Origin of the sequence: Coraliomargarita algicola, assembly GCF_033878955.1 — a bacterium.
Lineage (GTDB): Bacteria > Verrucomicrobiota > Verrucomicrobiia > Opitutales > Coraliomargaritaceae > Thalassobacterium > Thalassobacterium algicola.
On record NZ_CP138858.1, the window covers coordinates 892,576 to 911,519 of the forward strand.

Genomic DNA, 18,944 nt, shown 5'->3' on the forward strand with positions numbered 1-18,944 from the left:
TCGCGAGGTATTATGGAGAAATTGAGGCAGATTCTATGAATATTATTGCTTCCAATAAATGCCTTCGGTGGTCAATTCCCAGTCATCAGTGCGAAAAACAGGCGCTGGTAGTCCATGCTTATTGACTAGATTGGCTCCACTGGGTTGAGGGAACCACGAATAACGAACTGCAACTGGATCACTCACTTCAGGACTAGAGACGAGCACAGTATCGCCCTCAATCACTGCATTTGCATGGACCCACTTTTGATCGCGACCAGCGATAGTAAAGCCCTGCAAGGAATCTCCGCCCGATGCATGCAAGCTACCCGCCGTATGATCAAAAGACAACCGGATCGCACCATCCTCAATCTGCTGAGATTTATAAATGGGGCTTAACTTGGGTGTACCCATCTTATAGACAGTGGCCAATGCCGCCCAGGCTAAACGCTGGCCCACCGGCAGCTTATTACGATAATGCACATCATCCGCAGGCGTCATTAAATCATTAGTCACCACCATCGCAGTATAAGGCACTTCGGAGAGTGACTTTAGCTGCTGCGACTTCAACTCAGACCCGACATCTTCCACGGGTTCACCCGTATACAGCTTTCCTGTTCCATAGGCGATTTGAACGTATAGGAATGGCAAAGTTTCATTGCCAAATAAGCTTCTCCAATTTTCGACTAACACTTTAAAGCGCTCACTGTAAGCGGCGGCGACCTGTGAGTCGCTTTCGCCTTGGTACCATAGAACGCCTTTGATTGGAAGCCTGCCTAATGGCTGGATCAAACTATCATAGTTCAACGCGATCCCATCGCGTGAGCGGGTGCTTGCCACAATGTTGGGCTCACGCGGCGGTGCAGTGCCATTAGCTTCTGCTTTAGCGCTCTCACGCTTCCACTTCGTGACTTGCCCATAGAGCTTGTTGATATGCAATAGTTCCGGCACACGCTGCTCAGTATACTCACGTTCCACATCCAGCAGCACTTGCAAGGATGGTATGCTGCGATGTGCTTCACGACTGATCCAATTAGAAATCATGGTACCACCACGGTTGGCGTTCACCAATCCAATGGGATAGTTCAACGCCTGCCCCACTTCCATACCGAATGCAAAAGGGATCGCGTTCCACTGTTTCAGGTTCTGTGCATCGCCGCCCGAGACAGCCTGCTTCCAGAAAAGCCCTTTTGTCCATGGTTTGCCGGCACGATCGACACCACGATCAAAAACATATGCCAATCGAACATTTGGATTATTCGCCTCCTCCAAAACTTCTTCACTGGCAGCAGAGAGCACACTGCCCCCCATGTTGGATTGCCCCGACAGCAGCCACACATCCCCAACCACTAAATCCTTCACACGCACAGCCTTGTGACCTTCCGATTCGACGCGAAGCTCTACTGGCGCATCTTCTACTCGCAGTGGTTCGAATATCACTTCCCAATAGCCCTCTGCATCAACCTGAGTGACTTGCTGCTGCTCAGCCAGAGTCACCACAACTTCTTCTCCTGGAAAGCCCATCCCCCAAACCGGCATGGGCTCACCTTGCTGCAGCACGCCACCATTTGCAAAGACTCCTGCGACATTGAAATCTGGTTCCAATGGAGCCGTTTCTTTGGCAAGGTCTCCGGAAATAAAAAATCCAGCCTTCAAATCAGCAGGCCGTAACCACTCGTCGGCAACTTTAGCCTGGAGTGAATAGAGACCCGCTTCAGGCATAACAAACTGCACGGATTTCTCTACAAATGCTTGATTTGCGGAAAACTCGACCTGACTCGCAAATGTGACTTCATCCGTCTTTTCATTTTTCCAGTATAAGTCGTATGCAATCGCGTGTTCTTGAGTGCCTGCTTGAAGCCGAATATTTAATTTCGACTTAGGCGCCTGTATGCGACTGTCATCGATCACTGCACGTAAACGCGCACCGGCACTTTGATCCGAGGGGCGCAATTCCCAGATAGAAGGTAATACCCCGGGAAAACCATAACGCTGAAAACGTATGTAATGACTACCTTTGCTCAGATATAGATTGGCCTCTTTAAATCGCACGCCATCCCGTGGTCCGGAATCCAACTTATCCTGGCCATATGCCAGCTGCAAGCGTGTGACGACGTCTCCGTCGATATAGATATCACGCGGCCATTCTGGAGGGCAGCCCCCCAGCCACAACTCATACCAGCCAGCCTCAACAATCTCGAAATCATACTCAGCCCAACCTGGTGTCCACAGACCTTTATTCTGCTTCCGATTCAGCTCCATCTCCGCGTCTGTCCTATAAAAGTCATTGCGATCATAGCTCCAACCATCACGTACAATAGACGTAACACTATCAGCTGCATGGACGCAAAGCATCGAGGTCGCCATGAGGCTTAGTAATAAAAGTAGATGTTTCATATTTGTTATAGGACGTGATATCAATACGAGTGTATTCACTATTTCTGCGGGACTGGTGAGAATGATAGATCTCCGGGAATCGTCATGAACCCCGTAAACCAAATTTGCATACTACCGCCCTGATTTTTAACCAGCAATCGGTTCTCCCCCTGCTTTAATGTCACTTTTACTGGCTTAGGCTTCCAACGTGTGTACCACATACCGGTCGCCTGCTGCTCCTTCAAATCACCTTCAGGCCGCAATTGCTCCCCGTTCAAGTAGGCATTCGCCCACCAGTCTGTGCCCAGGTAAAAGATCACCTCCTGCTCCTTCGGGCTGTTAATGAAAGTCTGCGCAAAGCCGAAATCCAAAGCGGTAATGCCACTGCGCTGTGAGAAATTGACGCCCTCAAACTCATGAGAGCCTACGACTTCATCGGTTTGCTGCCAACGCAATTCATTGCCATATTCATTCTGGTATACCGCATCGATCGAGGGGTCTGCTTGTGGTGGATACACCTTACTAGCTCCCTGCAACAAGGCATTCGAATTGGTCTCACCACGCAAGTGTGGCGTCCAACTGGACTTAAATGGACCAACGGTCGACCATAATGTAGTCGGCAAAGGTTGTAAGACAGGTGCCAAAATCCAGGCATAAAGACCATAATTCCCGGATCCTAGGATAGTGAAATCAACGGCGCCTGCCTCCAAATACATGCGAGGAAAAACAACTTTGCTCGGCTCATTCGCCACTGTCACAGTCAAAGGCACCGCCAAACGCTGACCATCCACGGAAACAGGCATCACGCAATTACGATCACCGACAAAACCAACGCTCAAGTCATAATAACCCGAAACTGGAATATCGATTTCCAGCGTTAAAGTATCGCTGGAATTGACCAATACTTGATCAAATTTCCAATTAGAATTGAACTCTTCCGAAGGCACTAGCGCGGCGGGCGTGTCGGACTTAACCGCTGGCTGTAAATCCACCGCACTTAGAAAAGGTCGATCCGCCTCAAAACGACCACTTAATGTATTCATCAAGATCATTGGGAAACGTGCCCGGACTTGATCCTGCGGGTAACTACCAAGCTTCTCATACACAGCCATCATGGATGCCGAGCTCAGAAAGGTTCGTGTGCGCCAGTATGCTTGATCCTGGTACGACTCCCACGCGTCATCCAAAACACTGGCATAGGCAGTCCGCTCATCCAAGCTGAATGTATCAATGAAATCGGATGATGTCATTTTTGATTCAAGCTCTTGCGCATAAGCTAAACGTGAACGTAGAAAATCAAGCCGTTCCTCGGGAACGATGGTATTTCCTGCGACAATATCAGCCCCCGCAAGCGCGGAGAAGGAGCGCAACTCGTAGGGCTCTAATTCTAAACGTAGCACGCCATCTTCTAGCTCGATCGTCTGCTGACGACTAAGGCGCAGCACTTCACTCGCCCCTTTGAAATCAAGTTCGAGAGTAACAGGGTATTGTTCTCGATTGACGACATAAAATAAATAGCGATCTGCTTCCTGACGTTCCCACACGGCAACTGGATCGCGTGCAAATTCAACGGGCGTAAAAGGTGCTCGCGGCAAGTGCGAATAATCAGCCATCCAATCTGAAAAATAATCGCGGCGCCCATACAGCATGGGATAGCCCCCGTCTCTGATGATCATGGTGTCTTGCTCCGCAAGTACCGTAGACAAGCGTTCGAGGCCATTACGCCCCGCGGCATCGGAACCGGAACAGTACCACCAGCGCTTGAGCGGCATTCCCAACTTAGCAAGCGGAAACTCTCTCCCCCATTCTTGATATCTGCCAAACTCCGAAAAGGCATTTACACCGCTTCGTCCGATAGCAATATAATCCACATCCGAAAACACATCGTAACTTTCCTGATCTTCTAGGTATGTGCGGGATTTACCACGTCCATAGCCCCCGGTCGGCAGTAACGCAATGTGATCATTATCAGCTAAAACTTCCGCATCGATGCCCATGCCATCCAGGCGTTCGACCATAGAATCTGACAAACTTGGGAAGTGCGCACTATCCAGATAAGCATTACCGCACAAGAAGAGTATCGCATCCTCATTGTCTTCCCGAATGCGTTCACTCAAACGCGTCAAGAAATCAGTCACTCGCACTTTACGCCATTCCACCCAGCGCTCTTTCATCGCAGGCGCAGTCAGGTAGCGGAAACGCGTCTCGAAACGTTTCGGGTCATCCAATGCTCCCGGCACCACGATCCCAGTGTCTTTAGTAAATTCTCGCATAGTCCAGTCTTCATAGCCCCAATTCAAACTGGTTAAGCCATACAGCCCATCCCAATTCCATGGTTCAATACGCCCCGCCATGCCTAGAAACGAAGAAGTATCGCTAATCTGATCAGCTAACTCACCATAAATTGCGATAAGTTTCTCCTGCACCTGAGGATGCAAAATATTCCAAGTAGGCATCAGTGCACTCGGGGTCTCAGCTGTCCCCGCACTAAAGCCCCACCAGTTGACGGTATACAAGTCCTGTGGATGTTCCGCTCCTTGCGTCATTACGACTTGATTAAAATAGCGCTGTTTGGCCAAGAAAATCTCCGCCACATAGTCCATGCCATACTTTTCACATAGCAAGGCACTCAAACGCGGTGAGCTATACGACTGTAGTAAATACCCGCCCAACTCAGTAGAATCATAAGTCGCCTCTTGATAAGCAGTTGCATTGGGCCAAAAGGCGTTCACCCCAATATAGGCACACCACTGCATGGTACGCTGTAGGCCGATATAATCTTGCACTGCTTTAGGAGCAGTTTTGGGCGTATTAAAATGCGTATTCCAGCGCTTGATCTCTTCCATGTACAAGGCATTTACACGCCCGCTCGCTACGACCGATTGCGCTGGCAACTGGCCCTCAACTTCATAAATACGTATCGCTGCAGCCCCCGCACGTTGGCCAATGCGTGAACTGGTCAGCCCGATATGAACTTGCTTCCCGTTGGGCCAAAAGACGATCTTCTCCGTCAACATCTCTTTTGAAAGTGGTAGATAACCACCAGTCTCATAAGCATACGCGGGAGGTAAATAGCCCACATTCTTGTCAGGGTCCAAGACATCGGTAATCGACACACAAACGGAACGCCAATCATCATCCGGATGGTCAATCTCAATGATGAGCGGCTGTCCCGGATTCGGAACATTCACCAGATAAGCAAAGCCAGAAAAGTTTTCGGCAAATTGCACTGGATGCGGGTTCACTTCCGGCCCCAAGCCATTACCACTTTCCCGATACTCACCCGCCCCACTGTCCACGACATTCGTCGCACCATTCGCTTCCCAGAAATTCTCTCCGATTTGAACAGGATCACCGTTGATTGTATTCCCCACACAATCAATCTCAGCGATCAATGATTGCGTGGCATCTTGATCGCTGTGATCGGCATTCTTCGAGGCCGTATCCACCACAAAATAAGTCACTGAAGGAAATGCCCCTGTATCTAAAATTTCACCTTCGGCTTTCACCACCAGCTGGTAGACGCCTTCCAGCTCCGTTGGAATCTCAACATCCTTCGAAACAAAAGATTCACTTTCAGGAAACGACACAAGCCCGACGACGTCCGTAAAATCGGTCATTAGGTTGACTCGATGCACCTCATACGCCGAAGCAGGCCCCGCGCCTGCGGTAAATGACATTCTCAAAGGCTCACCAAGACGCAACTCACGATGCCCGACCACTTCCGCCTTCAAACGGTCCTTAGCCGCATCGCTCGCCTTGCGAATTTCCCAAGAGCGTGGCATACCACTGGGATGGCCCATCCGCCCATTTCGCTGTAAACGCATAGTATGCTTCCCAGCCAGCAAGTTTAAGTTAGCGCTCTTGGTCCAACCTTCACTGGTAACAGATGATACGGGAATTTCTAACAACTCAGCCGCCGACTTGGGGCTTTCACCAAAGGAAAGTTCCACCCGCTCTCCATCAATATAAACCTGTCGCGCGTAATTGGGTAATTGCTCAAAATACAAACCATACCAGCCATCGGCACTTACCTCAAAATCATACTCTGCCCATTGAGAGGCAGGAATGGATCCCTTGCCTGAATCCTTCCAAGGTCGACTAAAGTGAATATCCCCACGATCATACTCCAGGAGCGGACCACCGATGCTGAAAGCACGAGGCGTGGCCTCATTAGCGTGTGACGATTTAGCTAGTAGTAGGCAACTAGCTATAACTGACATGAAAATAAAAGGGGTACGGATCATGATATATAAGCTGATAGACATAAAATTCTATCATATGATAGAAGTGTCAACCAAGATTTAGTTAAAGGCACAAAAAAAGCCAAGCACTCACGATCTGAATGCTTGGCAGTAATTTAAGATCTTAGGCGAAGACATGCTTAAGGAATAGAGATCACGGCCGCTTAAATTTAGCCAATTCGGGGGGCGTCAAGGAGAACCAAAAATCATGTTTTGCAGGTAACAAACGCAGCGTATTGGTTCCGGGGCGCAAATCTAAATGCCCATTTTCCACCCGATCCCCATTGAGCAGGATTTCTTGTAGACCACGGGCCTTAAATTCAACAGTTTTCGTGCCATTGCTTTCCAGCTCTGTCAACAATGCGATCCCGGGGCCGGGACATCTACCGCCATCGGGATGGCTCAACGTTGCGGGTTCAAATCCCAGATCCCCTTCCTTCACTGCCAGAACCACATGGTCCTGCAAATGATTCTCCGGACCATCAGGGGTGTTAAAAGTTTCTTCGGTCAGAAAATACACGCGCCCGAACGTGCCATCTTCCAAACGAAAATCAACCTGAACCGCCAACGGAAGCGCCCCACCCAATTGGTTATAGCCCGTAGGTTGCGGTGCCAGCGTTATCTCTTCACTCCAAACGCCACTGGACGCCAAATCTCCAATCACTTGCCACTCCTTACCAGCGTTAAAAAGCGGAGGCAAACGCCATGTCATCCGAACCTCTCGAATGGACTCTGCTCCTGCATTCTCCATTTGAAAAGAGAGCGTTTTTTGATCTCCAGACACAGCCAGCGTGCCTTTCAACCACGGAAAATCTTCTGCCCCAATCAAGCGAGGGACCCCCTCTTCCTCAGGCCAAGGCACTGCAAACCGCCAGCCCCCCAACGGCAAGGGGATTAACTCAACAGGGCGCCCATCGACCTTCACCACCGGCGCAACTTGCCCTGGGCTTCCGTTCAAACGGAGTTCTAACGGCACTTCAGCCCCTGCCAGCGCGGGGCCCGGGCGGAGCAGTGAAAAAGCTTCTGCACCGATAGGAGACAAATGGGCACGAGTAAACTGAATTCGATATGCCGCATATTCATCCTGACGACAATACCAGGCATCCTCGAGATGCGCGTGGGCCTCCAGTTGTTTCCCTAGCAACTCCCAGGTGTTTTTTCTCGCGTGGGTATTGGCGTGATACGCCCAGGTAATATTCGGCTCAAAAGCCTGTAAGTCAGGATCACTGTAAAATTTTTGAAAAGCTTCGTCCACCGGATTCCCGTCAGCGGGCAGGACATTCGCCCCGGAAATTTCCGAGTCCTTCTCATTCCGCCGCACAGGAACATGATGATAGCCTGCGCGAAGCAACATTTGGTACAACCGTCCCCGGGCATCTGGATCAAATGCACTCGCCTGCGAATTGCTCGGATAAGCAAAACAGTTTACCGGTCGATCCAAACGGCATTCCAAATCAATCCGTGGAAGCAGCATTTCACGCCAGGTTTGAGCCGGAGCGATACAGGAGAGACGGCTATGAGTGATCGAATGAGACTGCACGGTGTGGCCGCGCGTCAAAAGGTCGCGCTCGAAGGTATTCGGCTTCCTTCCAGTCATGACGTAGAAGGAACCTTTGAATCCATGTTTCTCCAGCAGGTCCGCCATTTTGATATCTGCCTGTGGCCCATCATCCCAACGGGTGGAAATCGCCCAGTTGGCCCCCTTCGGCAATGGAAGAGTTTCCAGCTCAGGGGAAGCCATTCCTTCGATATCGATGACTTGCCGGCAAAAGCCCGGAGGTAGTAAATCGTTCGAATTGCTTGATCGAGCGGGCGATATGTCAGCTTGCGCAAAGACTGGAAGTAGTCCGCAGACGAAAACCGCGGCTCTCCGGAAGACTTCCCTATCTCTTTTTCTTTTTTCACTCATAGGAATTTTCTTTTAGTTAAAGACACATAAAAAAGCCAAGCACTCATGATCTGAGTGCTTGGCAGTAATTTAAGATCTTAGGCGAATTTACCGCCCAAGAAAACGCTAAAAACCATATCAATTAGACGCAATTAACTACGAACGACGACGAGTCACAGCAAACATGCCAACTGCGAGCCCTAGAAGCATTGCGAATGTTGTTGGTTCTGGAATCACAGAGAGCACAGTCAGTTCTAGATTATCAGAGCCATAACTTGCCTGAAATTCATAATCTCCGGAGGTCACCGTCGCACCGTCCGCAAGATTCGCAAAGACGCCCGACAACGAGGTGCCTGCAGCGACAATCGTAATGGTATCATTGATACTTAAGCCCGTCGCAACACCTACAAAATTCAGGTTTACACCTGAACCAATCGTAGCCGTTGTTCCCGCATCGAGAAAACCACTCTTAGCAAAATCGTATTCAAATGCAGAACCATCCGAGAAGGTAAGCGTCGTGCCAGCACTTCCGACACCCGCCAAAGTCGCTCCAGAAGCCACCGAAATATTGGCACTCACCGAGCCGTCTACAACTAGAGTCCCCTCGTTCACAAAAGTACCATACAGGGCATCATTATTGCCAGAGATGGTCCAAGTACCAGCACCATCCTTATAAATACGGCCGCTGCCTCCGCTATCGAGCGAACCTGCAAGAATACCATCACCTGCACCACCAAGATACAAAGAGCGACCATTGGCTACTGAAACTGCACCAGTGTTGCTTAAGTTAAGAGTTCCAGACTCAGAATTAATGCGAGTACCTGTAACAACATTGCCGAAAAGCAGCTGACCACCAAAGGTGTTATCGCCGCTAACATTGACGATCGCACCATCCCCGCCGCCGCCGCTCAAGCCGTCGCCAGAAAGCGTCGTACGCTCATTGGCAATGTTGATGCCGCCGTGAAGTCGCAGCGTGCCGCCATTGTCGATCGTTAAGCCGGTCGTGGACGTACCGTCTCCCGCGCCCAGAGCACTGGAGCTGTGAACATTGAGGACCGCACCGTTCTTAATTGAGGTCCCCAAGGAATACGTATTCTCACCACTCAGCGTCTGCGTCATACTCGTAGAGCCATTCCCCACGACCAAGGCGACCTTTCCTGTCGTGCTGCCAATAGAATCCTGAATCACTCCACTAAAGCTATAGCTGGAATCACCAGCCAAGGTAATGGGACGATTATTGTTTACAATCATTCCCACCGTACCACCGCCTCCAGCATAGTCATTGAGCCCTCCAAGAGTCACACCGGGGTTCCCAAGACCAAGCACCGCACCAGAAGCAAGCGAAACATCATTATCCGCCCCAAAGGCCCCCCCAGTTACGTCTAAGCGTCCCTGCGACACAACAACGTTTCCCGTGTAGGTAGTTCCACTCGATGAATTCGCCAACGTCACACTTCCAGCACCATCGAACGTCAAATCGGCACTCCCAGATATTTGACTGTTTATTGTTAAATTATTGGCCGCATTATTTGTCCATGCCTGCGCACGATCCCCCACGTCAAGCGTGGCCACCGAAATGTAAGTAAAGTCTGCTCCACTATCCTGGACAATTCCTCCTCCACCCAGCGAAAGCGTCGCCCCATCCATAGTAAAATTACCATTCGCCGAACCAATCTGAATTCCATACACACTAGTCGTACCGACATTTGGCGCATAAGTGCTACCACCATAGCTACCGACATCAAAACGAGCAATATCGGTCAGCAAGCTGTCTGCCGGGGCCACACCGCCCGACCAATTATCGCCATCCGTCCAAGTAACAGACGTATCACCATCCCAACTAATGACATCCGCATGTGCGGACAAGGATGTGATTAAAGAAACAGTAACAGCCGATAGAATGTATCCACTGGTAGTCCGAAGACCAAGGTAGGTTTGGGGTGTATTTTTCATAATTTTGAGTAGAGCGAGACAAATACCTATCATATGATATTAAAATGCGTCAAGAAATATTTACTGAAGCTAACGATTACGATCAAAATTTTGTTAAAATAAATCTATAATTTCATTAATTCGAAAGGTAAACCAGTTATCAGTGCTACCCGGATGGCATTTAAATAGTAAGACATTCTCGCCAGCTTGCAGTTTGATTTGGGCAAGCGAAGGCTTCCATCCATTAAACTGGGCTCCATCGCGCTCGACCGCCAGCGAGTCACGCTCAGATTCAACCAAATGCCCATTCACATAAAGATTACACCACCAATCACAACCAATCAGCACCTCTACCAGGCAGTCGGCCAGAACATTAATGACGGTTCTAGCATATGCCAACCCAGCGGATTCGACTTCAGACAAAGCCGCCAAATTAACCGTCTCACCTTCTAAGTTTGGATTCGAACGCCAAGTAATTAAACATCCATCCACCCCGGTAAATACAGCTTGCTCGCTAAAGTCCTCTGTCTCGATTGGCAGTTTTTGCTGGAATGCCTGCTTAACTTGAGCATCCGTGCCATTGACCGTGCTATAAAAGAACGGAAAGGGTCCAGCAGTCAGCCAACAGCCAGGCCCCAAGGTTCTCCAACGTGCTTGCAAACGCCAACGGTCGATTTCAAAGGATCCAAATTCAAGCTGAGTCAATTGAAGCACATGCTCCCCCTGATCCAAACGAATCCCAGTCAGGCACAATTTAACCGGATAATGTCCACATTCAATGAATAAGTCTTCATCCCAAACCACCCCATCAAGTTGCGCCTTCAATTCTCCGGAACGTTCGGCCAGAACGGATATTTCTAAATCATACAGCCCCCAAGCTGGAGCCGAAAATTCGAGCACTTGCGAATTCGCTGCAGCTTGCCTCTCCTCCAACAGATGAACCATGGCCTCTGGCACCCCATGACGCCCCGTGTCACGCTCAATTAATAATGATGGCGGCAAGTTATCAGGAATCCCATCCGCCAGTTGAATCGCCAAAACCCGTGGACCTGCCAGCATCACCCCTGCTGCCGAATCACCGACAAGTCGAATCACCGCAGTACCATCGTGAGCTTGAACGAATTCACATGCGATGCCGCCATCCTGCCCCAAAACATGAGCTCGTAATATTTGTTGATGTATTCCGGCAATTTTAAAAGCCTGCTCAGTCCAATCCTTAATGTGAAAATACAATATATCCCCCGCACCCGTCGCAGGCCCAATTAGATGCTCCGCCTCCGTATACAGCGTACGCTCAGTATTTAAAATCGCCGCAGAATTAACAGCCATCCAATCCCCAATTGCCTCAAAACAAGCAATCTGCTCGACAGGCAAAGTCCCATCCCCCTGCGGCGCGATATTCAATAGGAAATTGCCACCAAAGCGGGCACAATGGATCAAATGATCCAAAAGAGTATCGACCGACTTCAACTTAGTATCCTCGGGACACCACCCCCAATGCTCGCCCACTGTCATACACGCCTCCCATCCACGCCCCGCAATCGGCGGTGCAATATATTGCTCCGGAGTCGTGATATCTTCCGGTAGCGCAGCGCGATCATTAATCAAGATGCCCGGCTGTAACTGACGTGCCATGGCATGCAACTCCTCCGCACGCCAAACCCGAGCCCGAATCCCGGCATCCCCTAAGCCAGGCACGACGCACCCATCATACCACAAATAGTCGACCTGACCATAGTGAGTGAGCAACTCGCGGACTTGCTCATGCGTCTCATTGACCATTTGCTCCCACTCATCAGGTGCTTGAGAAGGGGCGACATGAATCGCAGGCCACTGCCAGCTCATCACTGAATAATAGATACCAACTCGTAGACCAGCCCGCCGACACGCCTGAGTCACTTCTGCAACTAAATCTCGCTTCGCGGCCGTTCGCACACTGTTAAAATCGGTCGTCTGAGTGTCCCAAAGACAAAACCCCTCATGGTGTCGTGCGCCAAAAACTACATACCCAGCGCCCGCTCGTTTAGCGACATCCACCAAAGCGTCCGCATCAAATGCCCTCGCATCAAATTGATGCGCCAAACGATTATAAGTCTCGGTAGGAATCTCTTCCCATAACATCGCCCACTCACCTCTACCCAAAATCGAGTACAAGCCATAGTGCACGAACATGCCAAATCGTGCCTCATTAAACCATTCAAAACGCCGCGAATTTGACTGCGGCAAAACAGACACATCTGAATGTTCCATCAAATTTGTAGCCGCTCGTGGTGATATATTTTCCTTGTCCGTTCTAGGCATCAATTTGCGATTTAGCTGTGAGCTTGAAATGTTAAAAATTAAGTCGAAGGGCATGCACTACAGCGAAACCATAAACAATATCATATGATATAAATCAAAACTACTATCATATAATAGATACCCAGGTCAAGTTGAGATTAACCTAAATTTCAGAGAGACTATTCCATTCTAAAGCGAACAAGTATTGCAGCCCACATCCTCATTAGAGCCCCACTTTATCTTGCATACAACAAGACTAGAATGGCGGCCGTTTTCTAAGGTCTGAAATATGCAAAATCGCGCTCGACTCAAAGCGGTGCCGTACTATCGCGACAGACCAACTTTGGTTGAATCGTAATCGCCTTGGAAGAAAGTTTCTTCTTCTTAATCTGTCCGACTAACAGACGCAGAGCTTGACGGCCCACGTCAAGCGGATCCTGATCGACCGTTGTCAGTGAAGGCATAAACATACCTGCTAGATCCAAATTACCGCAGCCGACTACCGAGACATCCTGAGGCACACGCAAACCATGACGTACCAGTGCATTGATCGCACCAAAAGCAACATGGTCGGAAGCCGCGACTACAGCCGAAAAATCCACCTGATTCGATCGCAATTGATCAATTGCAGCAACTCCATCCTCAAAGCTAAAGCCTCCATCCAGAACCCATTCGGGTCGCACTTCAATGCCCGCAGCATCCATCGCTTCCAAATACCCCTGCAACCTCCCACGGGCCGGCTCGCTATCCATATAGCCTTTGATGCATGCAATCTTACGGTGGCCCAATTCCAACAAATGCTCCGCCGCCATTCGTCCAGCCACCACATTCTCCGTGCCAACAAACGCTGTTTTCAAATTTTCCAGTGGATTATCAAATAAAACAAAAGGAACTCGATGCTCCTGCAAAGTGCGAAAGATGCGATCATCAATGTTGGAGCTACTGGGACCAATGACCAGACCATCCACTCGATATTCCCGCAGTGCACTGATATGCTGTTCTAGAGTGCAAATCTCATGGTAACTTTGACACAGCAAGCATCGCAGCCCATTCAGTTGCGCCTCCATCTCCACACCTCGGATGATACTATTAAAAAATGACATCGAGGTTTCGGGCACGATAATTCCAATAATGTCCGTACGATTCGCTTTAAGCGCACGAACCAAAGCGTTCTTATGATAACCACTCTCACGGATCGCAGCCAAAATCCGTTCACGTGTCTCTTCACCGACCATATGCTCACGACCGTTTAAAACGTGACTCACAGCAGAGCGAGAGACCCCCAATTGCTGTGCTAACTTTGTCTGCGAAATACTCATAGCCACAGAATAGACTCATCATTTCGCAAATACAAGCCTGCGACTATCTTATGATCTAAGCTTCAAGCACCCTCGATCATTTCAGGTGGCCCCCTCGAATGCTAAAAACAGGCCTGCTCACTCAAGTGGAACTGTTCCCACCCATAATGCATGCACGGCGGCAATAAAGCCCCGCTCCCGCCACCAATGAACGAGCGCTTTTTGATCCGAATACACACTCACCAATAAACGACCACGTGCATCTAAATCGTCGGCAGTGAACTCGATGGGATAAAAAGCGGAGCCATCGCCAGCATTTTCAGGTCCTGCCCACCGGCCCACGGGCCGCTCTTGCGCCCCCACGCTGAGTCGGTAATTCACATCCAAATGCTGCGGGTCGAAGCTATGCAGCAATAAGGTCCAACGCGCTCCAGTTTTCATCGAATCGCCTAAACCATAAATGCGGAAATGAAGACTTCGCGGATGGTACCAGAAGGCCTGCCCGGGGCCGAAGGCCATGACTCCATCTGCAAACTCGGATGCGTGTATGCCGGGCAGGTGCGCAAGCACTTCATCATCTGCCGCGGCACGACTGCGCGTGCCAAAGGGCAACTTCGCACCACAGTGCACCGTCAGCACCCTCGACTTTCCTTGCAGTGCAGGGTGCGCCCAGGCCTGGGCATCCAACTGCCCAAAATGCGCATCACTTTGCGCTGCGGCATTCTCACTCACAGAGACTCCAGAAGCTTCAATCTCCGCCTCCACAGATTCGGCGGGCTCGATATCCTCAACCGAACAGCCCCAGAAACGATACCAGCCCTGCAAAGGGCCAAAGGCGAGTTGATGCGTCCCGGCCTCGAGCACTCCCAAGCTGCCCTTGGCATCGTCGACACGGGCGGCCTGCTTCAACTGCACCGAAAACTCAACGGATTGGGTCAACGCTGCATCCAAGTGCAAATAGCAATGCTGTTGCTCCCCCACGCCAAAGCTTTGCAACATCCAACGGCCATCACGACGGCTCGGCGACGCTGGCTTGGCCGTGCGCAGCGATAAATCACAGCGTCCACTCCAGCCACGCGGCACCTCCAATACCGTCACGCTGCGCCCGTCGTCGAGTGCTTTGATCGGCAGTGGCTCAAAAGGCCCCGCATCGCTCAATTCGGCGTCCCACACCGCGATGGGCGTGGCACGCTCTAAAGCCTGCTTCGCGGTCACACATAGCTGACCATCCGTAACAAGTACAGACAGCTCGCCGCGACAGGCCTCAGCATAATCATCGGGCGCATCTATATCTGCAGTCGCGAAATGCCATGGCTGCGTATAGTCGTAATAAAAATATGGCAGCGCCGAATCTTCACGAATCAACGCTTTGTAAGCGGACCGCTCCAGCACCACAGCATCACCAGCCTGCCCGGGCTTACCATTCACAGTAACCCCAACCCAATTATCACGCTGACGAAACAAACGCTCTGGCAGTGCAGGCACATGACGGTCGTAATAGGCTCGCACATCCGTGCTGGTGGCAAAAACAAGCTTTTCCGTCGCTGCAAGTTCTAACAACCGCCTGAGCCCGGCACGGTTATAAGCCGTCATATTAGCCGTGCCAAAGGTCCGCCCAAATTCAAACCCAGCCACAAAGAAAAATGGCGCATCCCCCACCGGACTCCCCCCGCGCACGGTATCCTGCAAGAACTGACGAAAACGCGTCGACTCTTCCCCCGAATCGGCCGCGCGCACCCAACGCGTAAAATGCGAAGGTGACAGCACAAAATCCCCCCAATGCGTCAAATGTGGCAGCAGTACTTGGTAGTGATTCATGATGATCCCCATCACTCCGGTTTCATCGCGTACACCCGCTTTGCGAAAATCATCTTCCGCCATCCAATAGGGCGCCGTCGGCATCCCCCAATGGTTAATGGCCCACTCTCCATCGGACCAATTCTGCTCAGCGCACAATGAATGAATCACACGTATCCCCATCGCTCGACACGCCTGCACCAATGGATTACACGGCGTATAGGTCGCGATCCGATCCAAGGGCTCATAGCCTTGGCCTTGCCACCACTGTTTCAGCCCTTGCAGACGCTTCTCGATCTCAGCTTGAGATAATGTCTCCCAATTCGGATCTTCATGCGCCAATTCGGGATCGACCTTACCCACGTCCGACGCCATCACATGGGGGTGAATCACATCGCCATGTAAACGCTCATACTCTGTCCAACGCGGATCAATGGCGGAAAAAGCCGGCCCACGCGCCCCACCTGTCAGGTTGATATAATAATCCGCGCCCACACGAGCTTCATGAATCAAATCTGCAAAGTCTTCAGAGGTGAACGCACCGACTGTGATTTGGCAAACAGCCCATTCCCGATCCACCACAGCCAGCGGCCGACTCAGGACCTCCCCACTTCCAGTGGGCTTAAATTCGACCACATACTGTCCACAGGCCTCTGCCGTCCAGCTCCATGACTCCCCGGATGCCACGTGCCGCGTAGAAACGACACCGAAGCCCCCCGCAAGTCCTGAGCAAATAGTGATTTCTCCGGAGACATTCGCAGAAATCACAGCTGCTTCTCCTAGGTGTAATAAGCCTCCAGGCTGAATATAAAGACGAACGGACGTGTCGGATGCGGGCATAATGGGCTAAGTCTGAATGCGTGAAAAAAACACTAACCGAATGCAACATTAGCCACAGAATCAACAAAAATGATATACATCAATTAAAATGATGTACACACGCCACCAGCACCGAGCCCCAAATCAAAGAACCGAAGATACGGAGATAGAATTAACGACTAATATTGAAAGGGACCATCATCTCGCAACTGGCATCGAATCCGAGGTATAACCGAAACTCGCCGGGTTCAATGACTCGATCCTGACTCCGGTTTACGAAAGACAAGCGTTCAGATGGAATCGTGTAGTCAACTGCTTCGCACTGCCCGACGTCTAAGTGACTTCGTAGAAAACCAACTAAAAAGCGCTTCGGACGTGAGCTCGATGAGACCAAATCTTCGGCATAAATCTGGAGCTGAGCCACGCCCGATCGCTGCCCAGTATTTGTGATCGATACATTCAGCTGTATGTCTTCGCCTGCCTGGTAATTGATCTTGTCGAGTGTGGCACCTTCTAGCTCGAAATCAGTATAGGATAAACCAGCGCCGAATGTAAACTGTGGCTCAGCATCCATATTCAAGTAGGCCCCCGCCCACGGACGCCCGACTCGTTTACGATTATAATAAATGGGAATTTGTCCCGTTGTCTTGGGAAAGCTAACAGGTAAGCGCCCCGTCGCATCCACACGCCCCACCAACACATCCAGTAGCCCGGTTCCCGACTCGACGCCCCCATGAAAGTTAAACACTAAGGCACTCGCACAGTCGATGACTCGTTCGAGCACCAGTGGGCGACCTGATGTCACGACGACAATCAACGGACACTCCAATTTCGCTAAACCTTCGACCAGTTCGACTTGTCCATCTGGCAATTCAATCTCTGTGATACAATGATTCTCACCACTTCGCGTCGCAGGCTCACCGACAAACACAATAACAGCATCTAAACGATTCACATCTTGAGCTTGTGCATAAGCTAACATCTGGTCCATCGATGCCCGCTCATCAGACATCAACAATTGATCGGAAGACCACTCCGCTCGGGCCGCATCTGAGTAGCTACACACGTCTTCAGGATTACCATCCATAGCCCAAGTTCCCAACAATGCATCGCGTTCATGCAACAAAGGGCCGACTAAAAGTAAGCTTTGCTCCTTCCGCCCTAACGGCAAAATCTCTTTTTCATTCTTGAGCAGAACCACACTTTCCTGCACCGCCTGGCGCGCCAGGCGACGAGCTTCCGTTTGAGTTTGCACAAGATCCGATGCGACCGAAACCGATGTCAGTGGAGACTCAAAAAGACCATAAGCTAACTTGATACGCAACACACGCCGCACAGCATCGTCGATTCGCTCCATCGGCAATTGCCCCGCAGCATGCAAGGCTTCCAAACAATCGAGATAGGTAGTGGTCACCATCTCCATATCCACACCTGCATGCATTGCAATCCGGGCGGCATCCGATTCATCAGCTGCGAGACCGTGCTCTATCATTTCCCAGACCGAGGCCCAATCACTCACCACAAAGCCCTGGAAGCGAAGTCGCTCTTTGAGTATTCCCGACAACAAGCGACGGCTACCAGAAGCACTCTCTCCGTTGATTTCGTTGAAAGCACTCATCACTGTCATGCAGCCTTCTGCAAGTGCACGCTCGAATGGAGGCACATATATATTGTATAGACTGTGCTCCGTGATTTCGGTCGTATTATAATCACGTCCACCTTCTGCCGCGCCGTAGCCGATAAAATGCTTCGCACAGGCAATCAACTTCCCTTGCGATTTCATCGAACCAGTCGCCACATTTTGATAGCCTCGAATCACCGCAGCACCACACTCGCCAACATAAAAAGGATCTTCACCATAACCTTCGACGACACGTCCCCAACGAGGATCACGCGCAATATCAAGCATCGGTGAAAAAGTCCAATGCACCCCAGCACGTGAAGCCTCCAAAGCGGCCATCGCGCTACAGGCTTCAATAAGCTCTAGATTCCACGCACATGCTTGCCCCAAGGGCACTGGAAAGACAGTTCGATGCCCGTGAATAATATCTCTTCCAAAAAGCAACGGCACTCCACGGCGACTCTCCTCCACTGCGACGCGTTGCAACTCATTGAGCTCTGCCACGGTGAGACATACCTGCGCCTCGCTTCCTGCAAACGGAGTCGAAGCCAGAATTAACGAGCCAACTTTTCCACCTCGAATACGTTCTCGCAGCGCATCCATATCTGCGCACTCTGCGGTCTCTTGACACAGTTGCCCAATCTTTTCGACTAAACTTAACTGCGATAATTTATCTTCAACAAGCCTCTCGTCTACCGCCCAGCTCATAA

Annotated in this window: 8 protein-coding genes; all 8 read right to left on the minus strand. The window is 50.6% G+C overall.

What is annotated here, in order from left to right:
* Positions 1-42 precede the first annotated feature (42 nt).
* The 8 genes from SH580_RS03405 to SH580_RS03440 all read right to left on the minus strand — a co-directional run bounded on the left by SH580_RS03405 (position 43) and on the right by SH580_RS03440 (position 18,942).
* Positions 43-2,376: a sialate O-acetylesterase gene (locus SH580_RS03405; RefSeq protein WP_319833608.1), complete on the minus strand. Its 2,334-nt coding sequence runs from the start codon at positions 2,374-2,376 to the stop codon at positions 43-45.
* A 38-nt stretch (positions 2,377-2,414) separates the two neighbouring features.
* Positions 2,415-6,578 (minus strand): carbohydrate-binding protein, encoded by a 4,164-nt coding sequence (locus SH580_RS03410; protein WP_319833609.1) that lies wholly within the window; start codon positions 6,576-6,578, stop codon positions 2,415-2,417.
* Positions 6,579-6,753: 175 nt separating this feature from the next.
* The gene (locus SH580_RS03415; protein ID WP_319833610.1) at positions 6,754-8,340 is read right to left on the minus strand and encodes a polysaccharide deacetylase family protein; all 1,587 of its coding nucleotides are present in this window, start codon (positions 8,338-8,340) and stop codon (positions 6,754-6,756) included.
* Positions 8,341-8,643: 303 nt separating this feature from the next.
* Positions 8,644-10,440 (minus strand): beta strand repeat-containing protein, encoded by a 1,797-nt coding sequence (locus SH580_RS03420; protein ID WP_319833611.1) that lies wholly within the window; start codon positions 10,438-10,440, stop codon positions 8,644-8,646.
* A 93-nt stretch (positions 10,441-10,533) separates the two neighbouring features.
* Positions 10,534-12,669 carry an alpha-L-fucosidase gene (locus SH580_RS03425; protein ID WP_319833612.1) on the minus strand — a complete coding sequence of 712 codons (2,136 nt, stop codon included), beginning with the start codon at positions 12,667-12,669 and terminating at the stop codon, positions 10,534-10,536.
* 338 nt (positions 12,670-13,007) lie between these two features.
* Positions 13,008-14,018, minus strand: coding sequence for a LacI family DNA-binding transcriptional regulator (locus SH580_RS03430; RefSeq protein ID WP_319833613.1), 1,011 nt, complete (start codon positions 14,016-14,018; stop codon positions 13,008-13,010).
* A gap of 117 nt (positions 14,019-14,135) precedes the next feature.
* Positions 14,136-16,634, minus strand: coding sequence for a hypothetical protein (locus tag SH580_RS03435; protein ID WP_319833614.1), 2,499 nt, complete (start codon positions 16,632-16,634; stop codon positions 14,136-14,138).
* Between the two features lie 151 nt (positions 16,635-16,785).
* The gene (locus SH580_RS03440; RefSeq protein ID WP_319833615.1) at positions 16,786-18,942 is read right to left on the minus strand and encodes a glycoside hydrolase family 3 N-terminal domain-containing protein; all 2,157 of its coding nucleotides are present in this window, start codon (positions 18,940-18,942) and stop codon (positions 16,786-16,788) included.
* Positions 18,943-18,944 lie beyond the last annotated feature (2 nt).

Bases quoted from the DNA above. Each gene is read 5' to 3' on its own strand.
- SH580_RS03410 (WP_319833609.1), bottom strand. From the start codon at position 6,578: ATGTCAGTTATAGCTAGTTGCCTACTACTAGCTAAATCGTCACACGCT.
- SH580_RS03435 (WP_319833614.1), bottom strand. From the start codon at position 16,634: ATGCCCGCATCCGACACGTCCGTTCGTCTTTATATTCAGCCTGGAGGC.
- SH580_RS03420 (WP_319833611.1), bottom strand. From the start codon at position 10,440: ATGAAAAATACACCCCAAACCTACCTTGGTCTTCGGACTACCAGTGGA.
- SH580_RS03440 (WP_319833615.1), bottom strand. From the start codon at position 18,942: ATGAGCTGGGCGGTAGACGAGAGGCTTGTTGAAGATAAATTATCGCAG.
- SH580_RS03430 (WP_319833613.1), bottom strand. From the start codon at position 14,018: ATGAGTATTTCGCAGACAAAGTTAGCACAGCAATTGGGGGTCTCTCGC.
- SH580_RS03405 (WP_319833608.1), bottom strand. From the start codon at position 2,376: ATGAAACATCTACTTTTATTACTAAGCCTCATGGCGACCTCGATGCTT.
- SH580_RS03415 (WP_319833610.1), bottom strand. From the start codon at position 8,340: ATGGCTTCCCCTGAGCTGGAAACTCTTCCATTGCCGAAGGGGGCCAAC.
- SH580_RS03425 (WP_319833612.1), bottom strand. From the start codon at position 12,669: ATGGAACATTCAGATGTGTCTGTTTTGCCGCAGTCAAATTCGCGGCGT.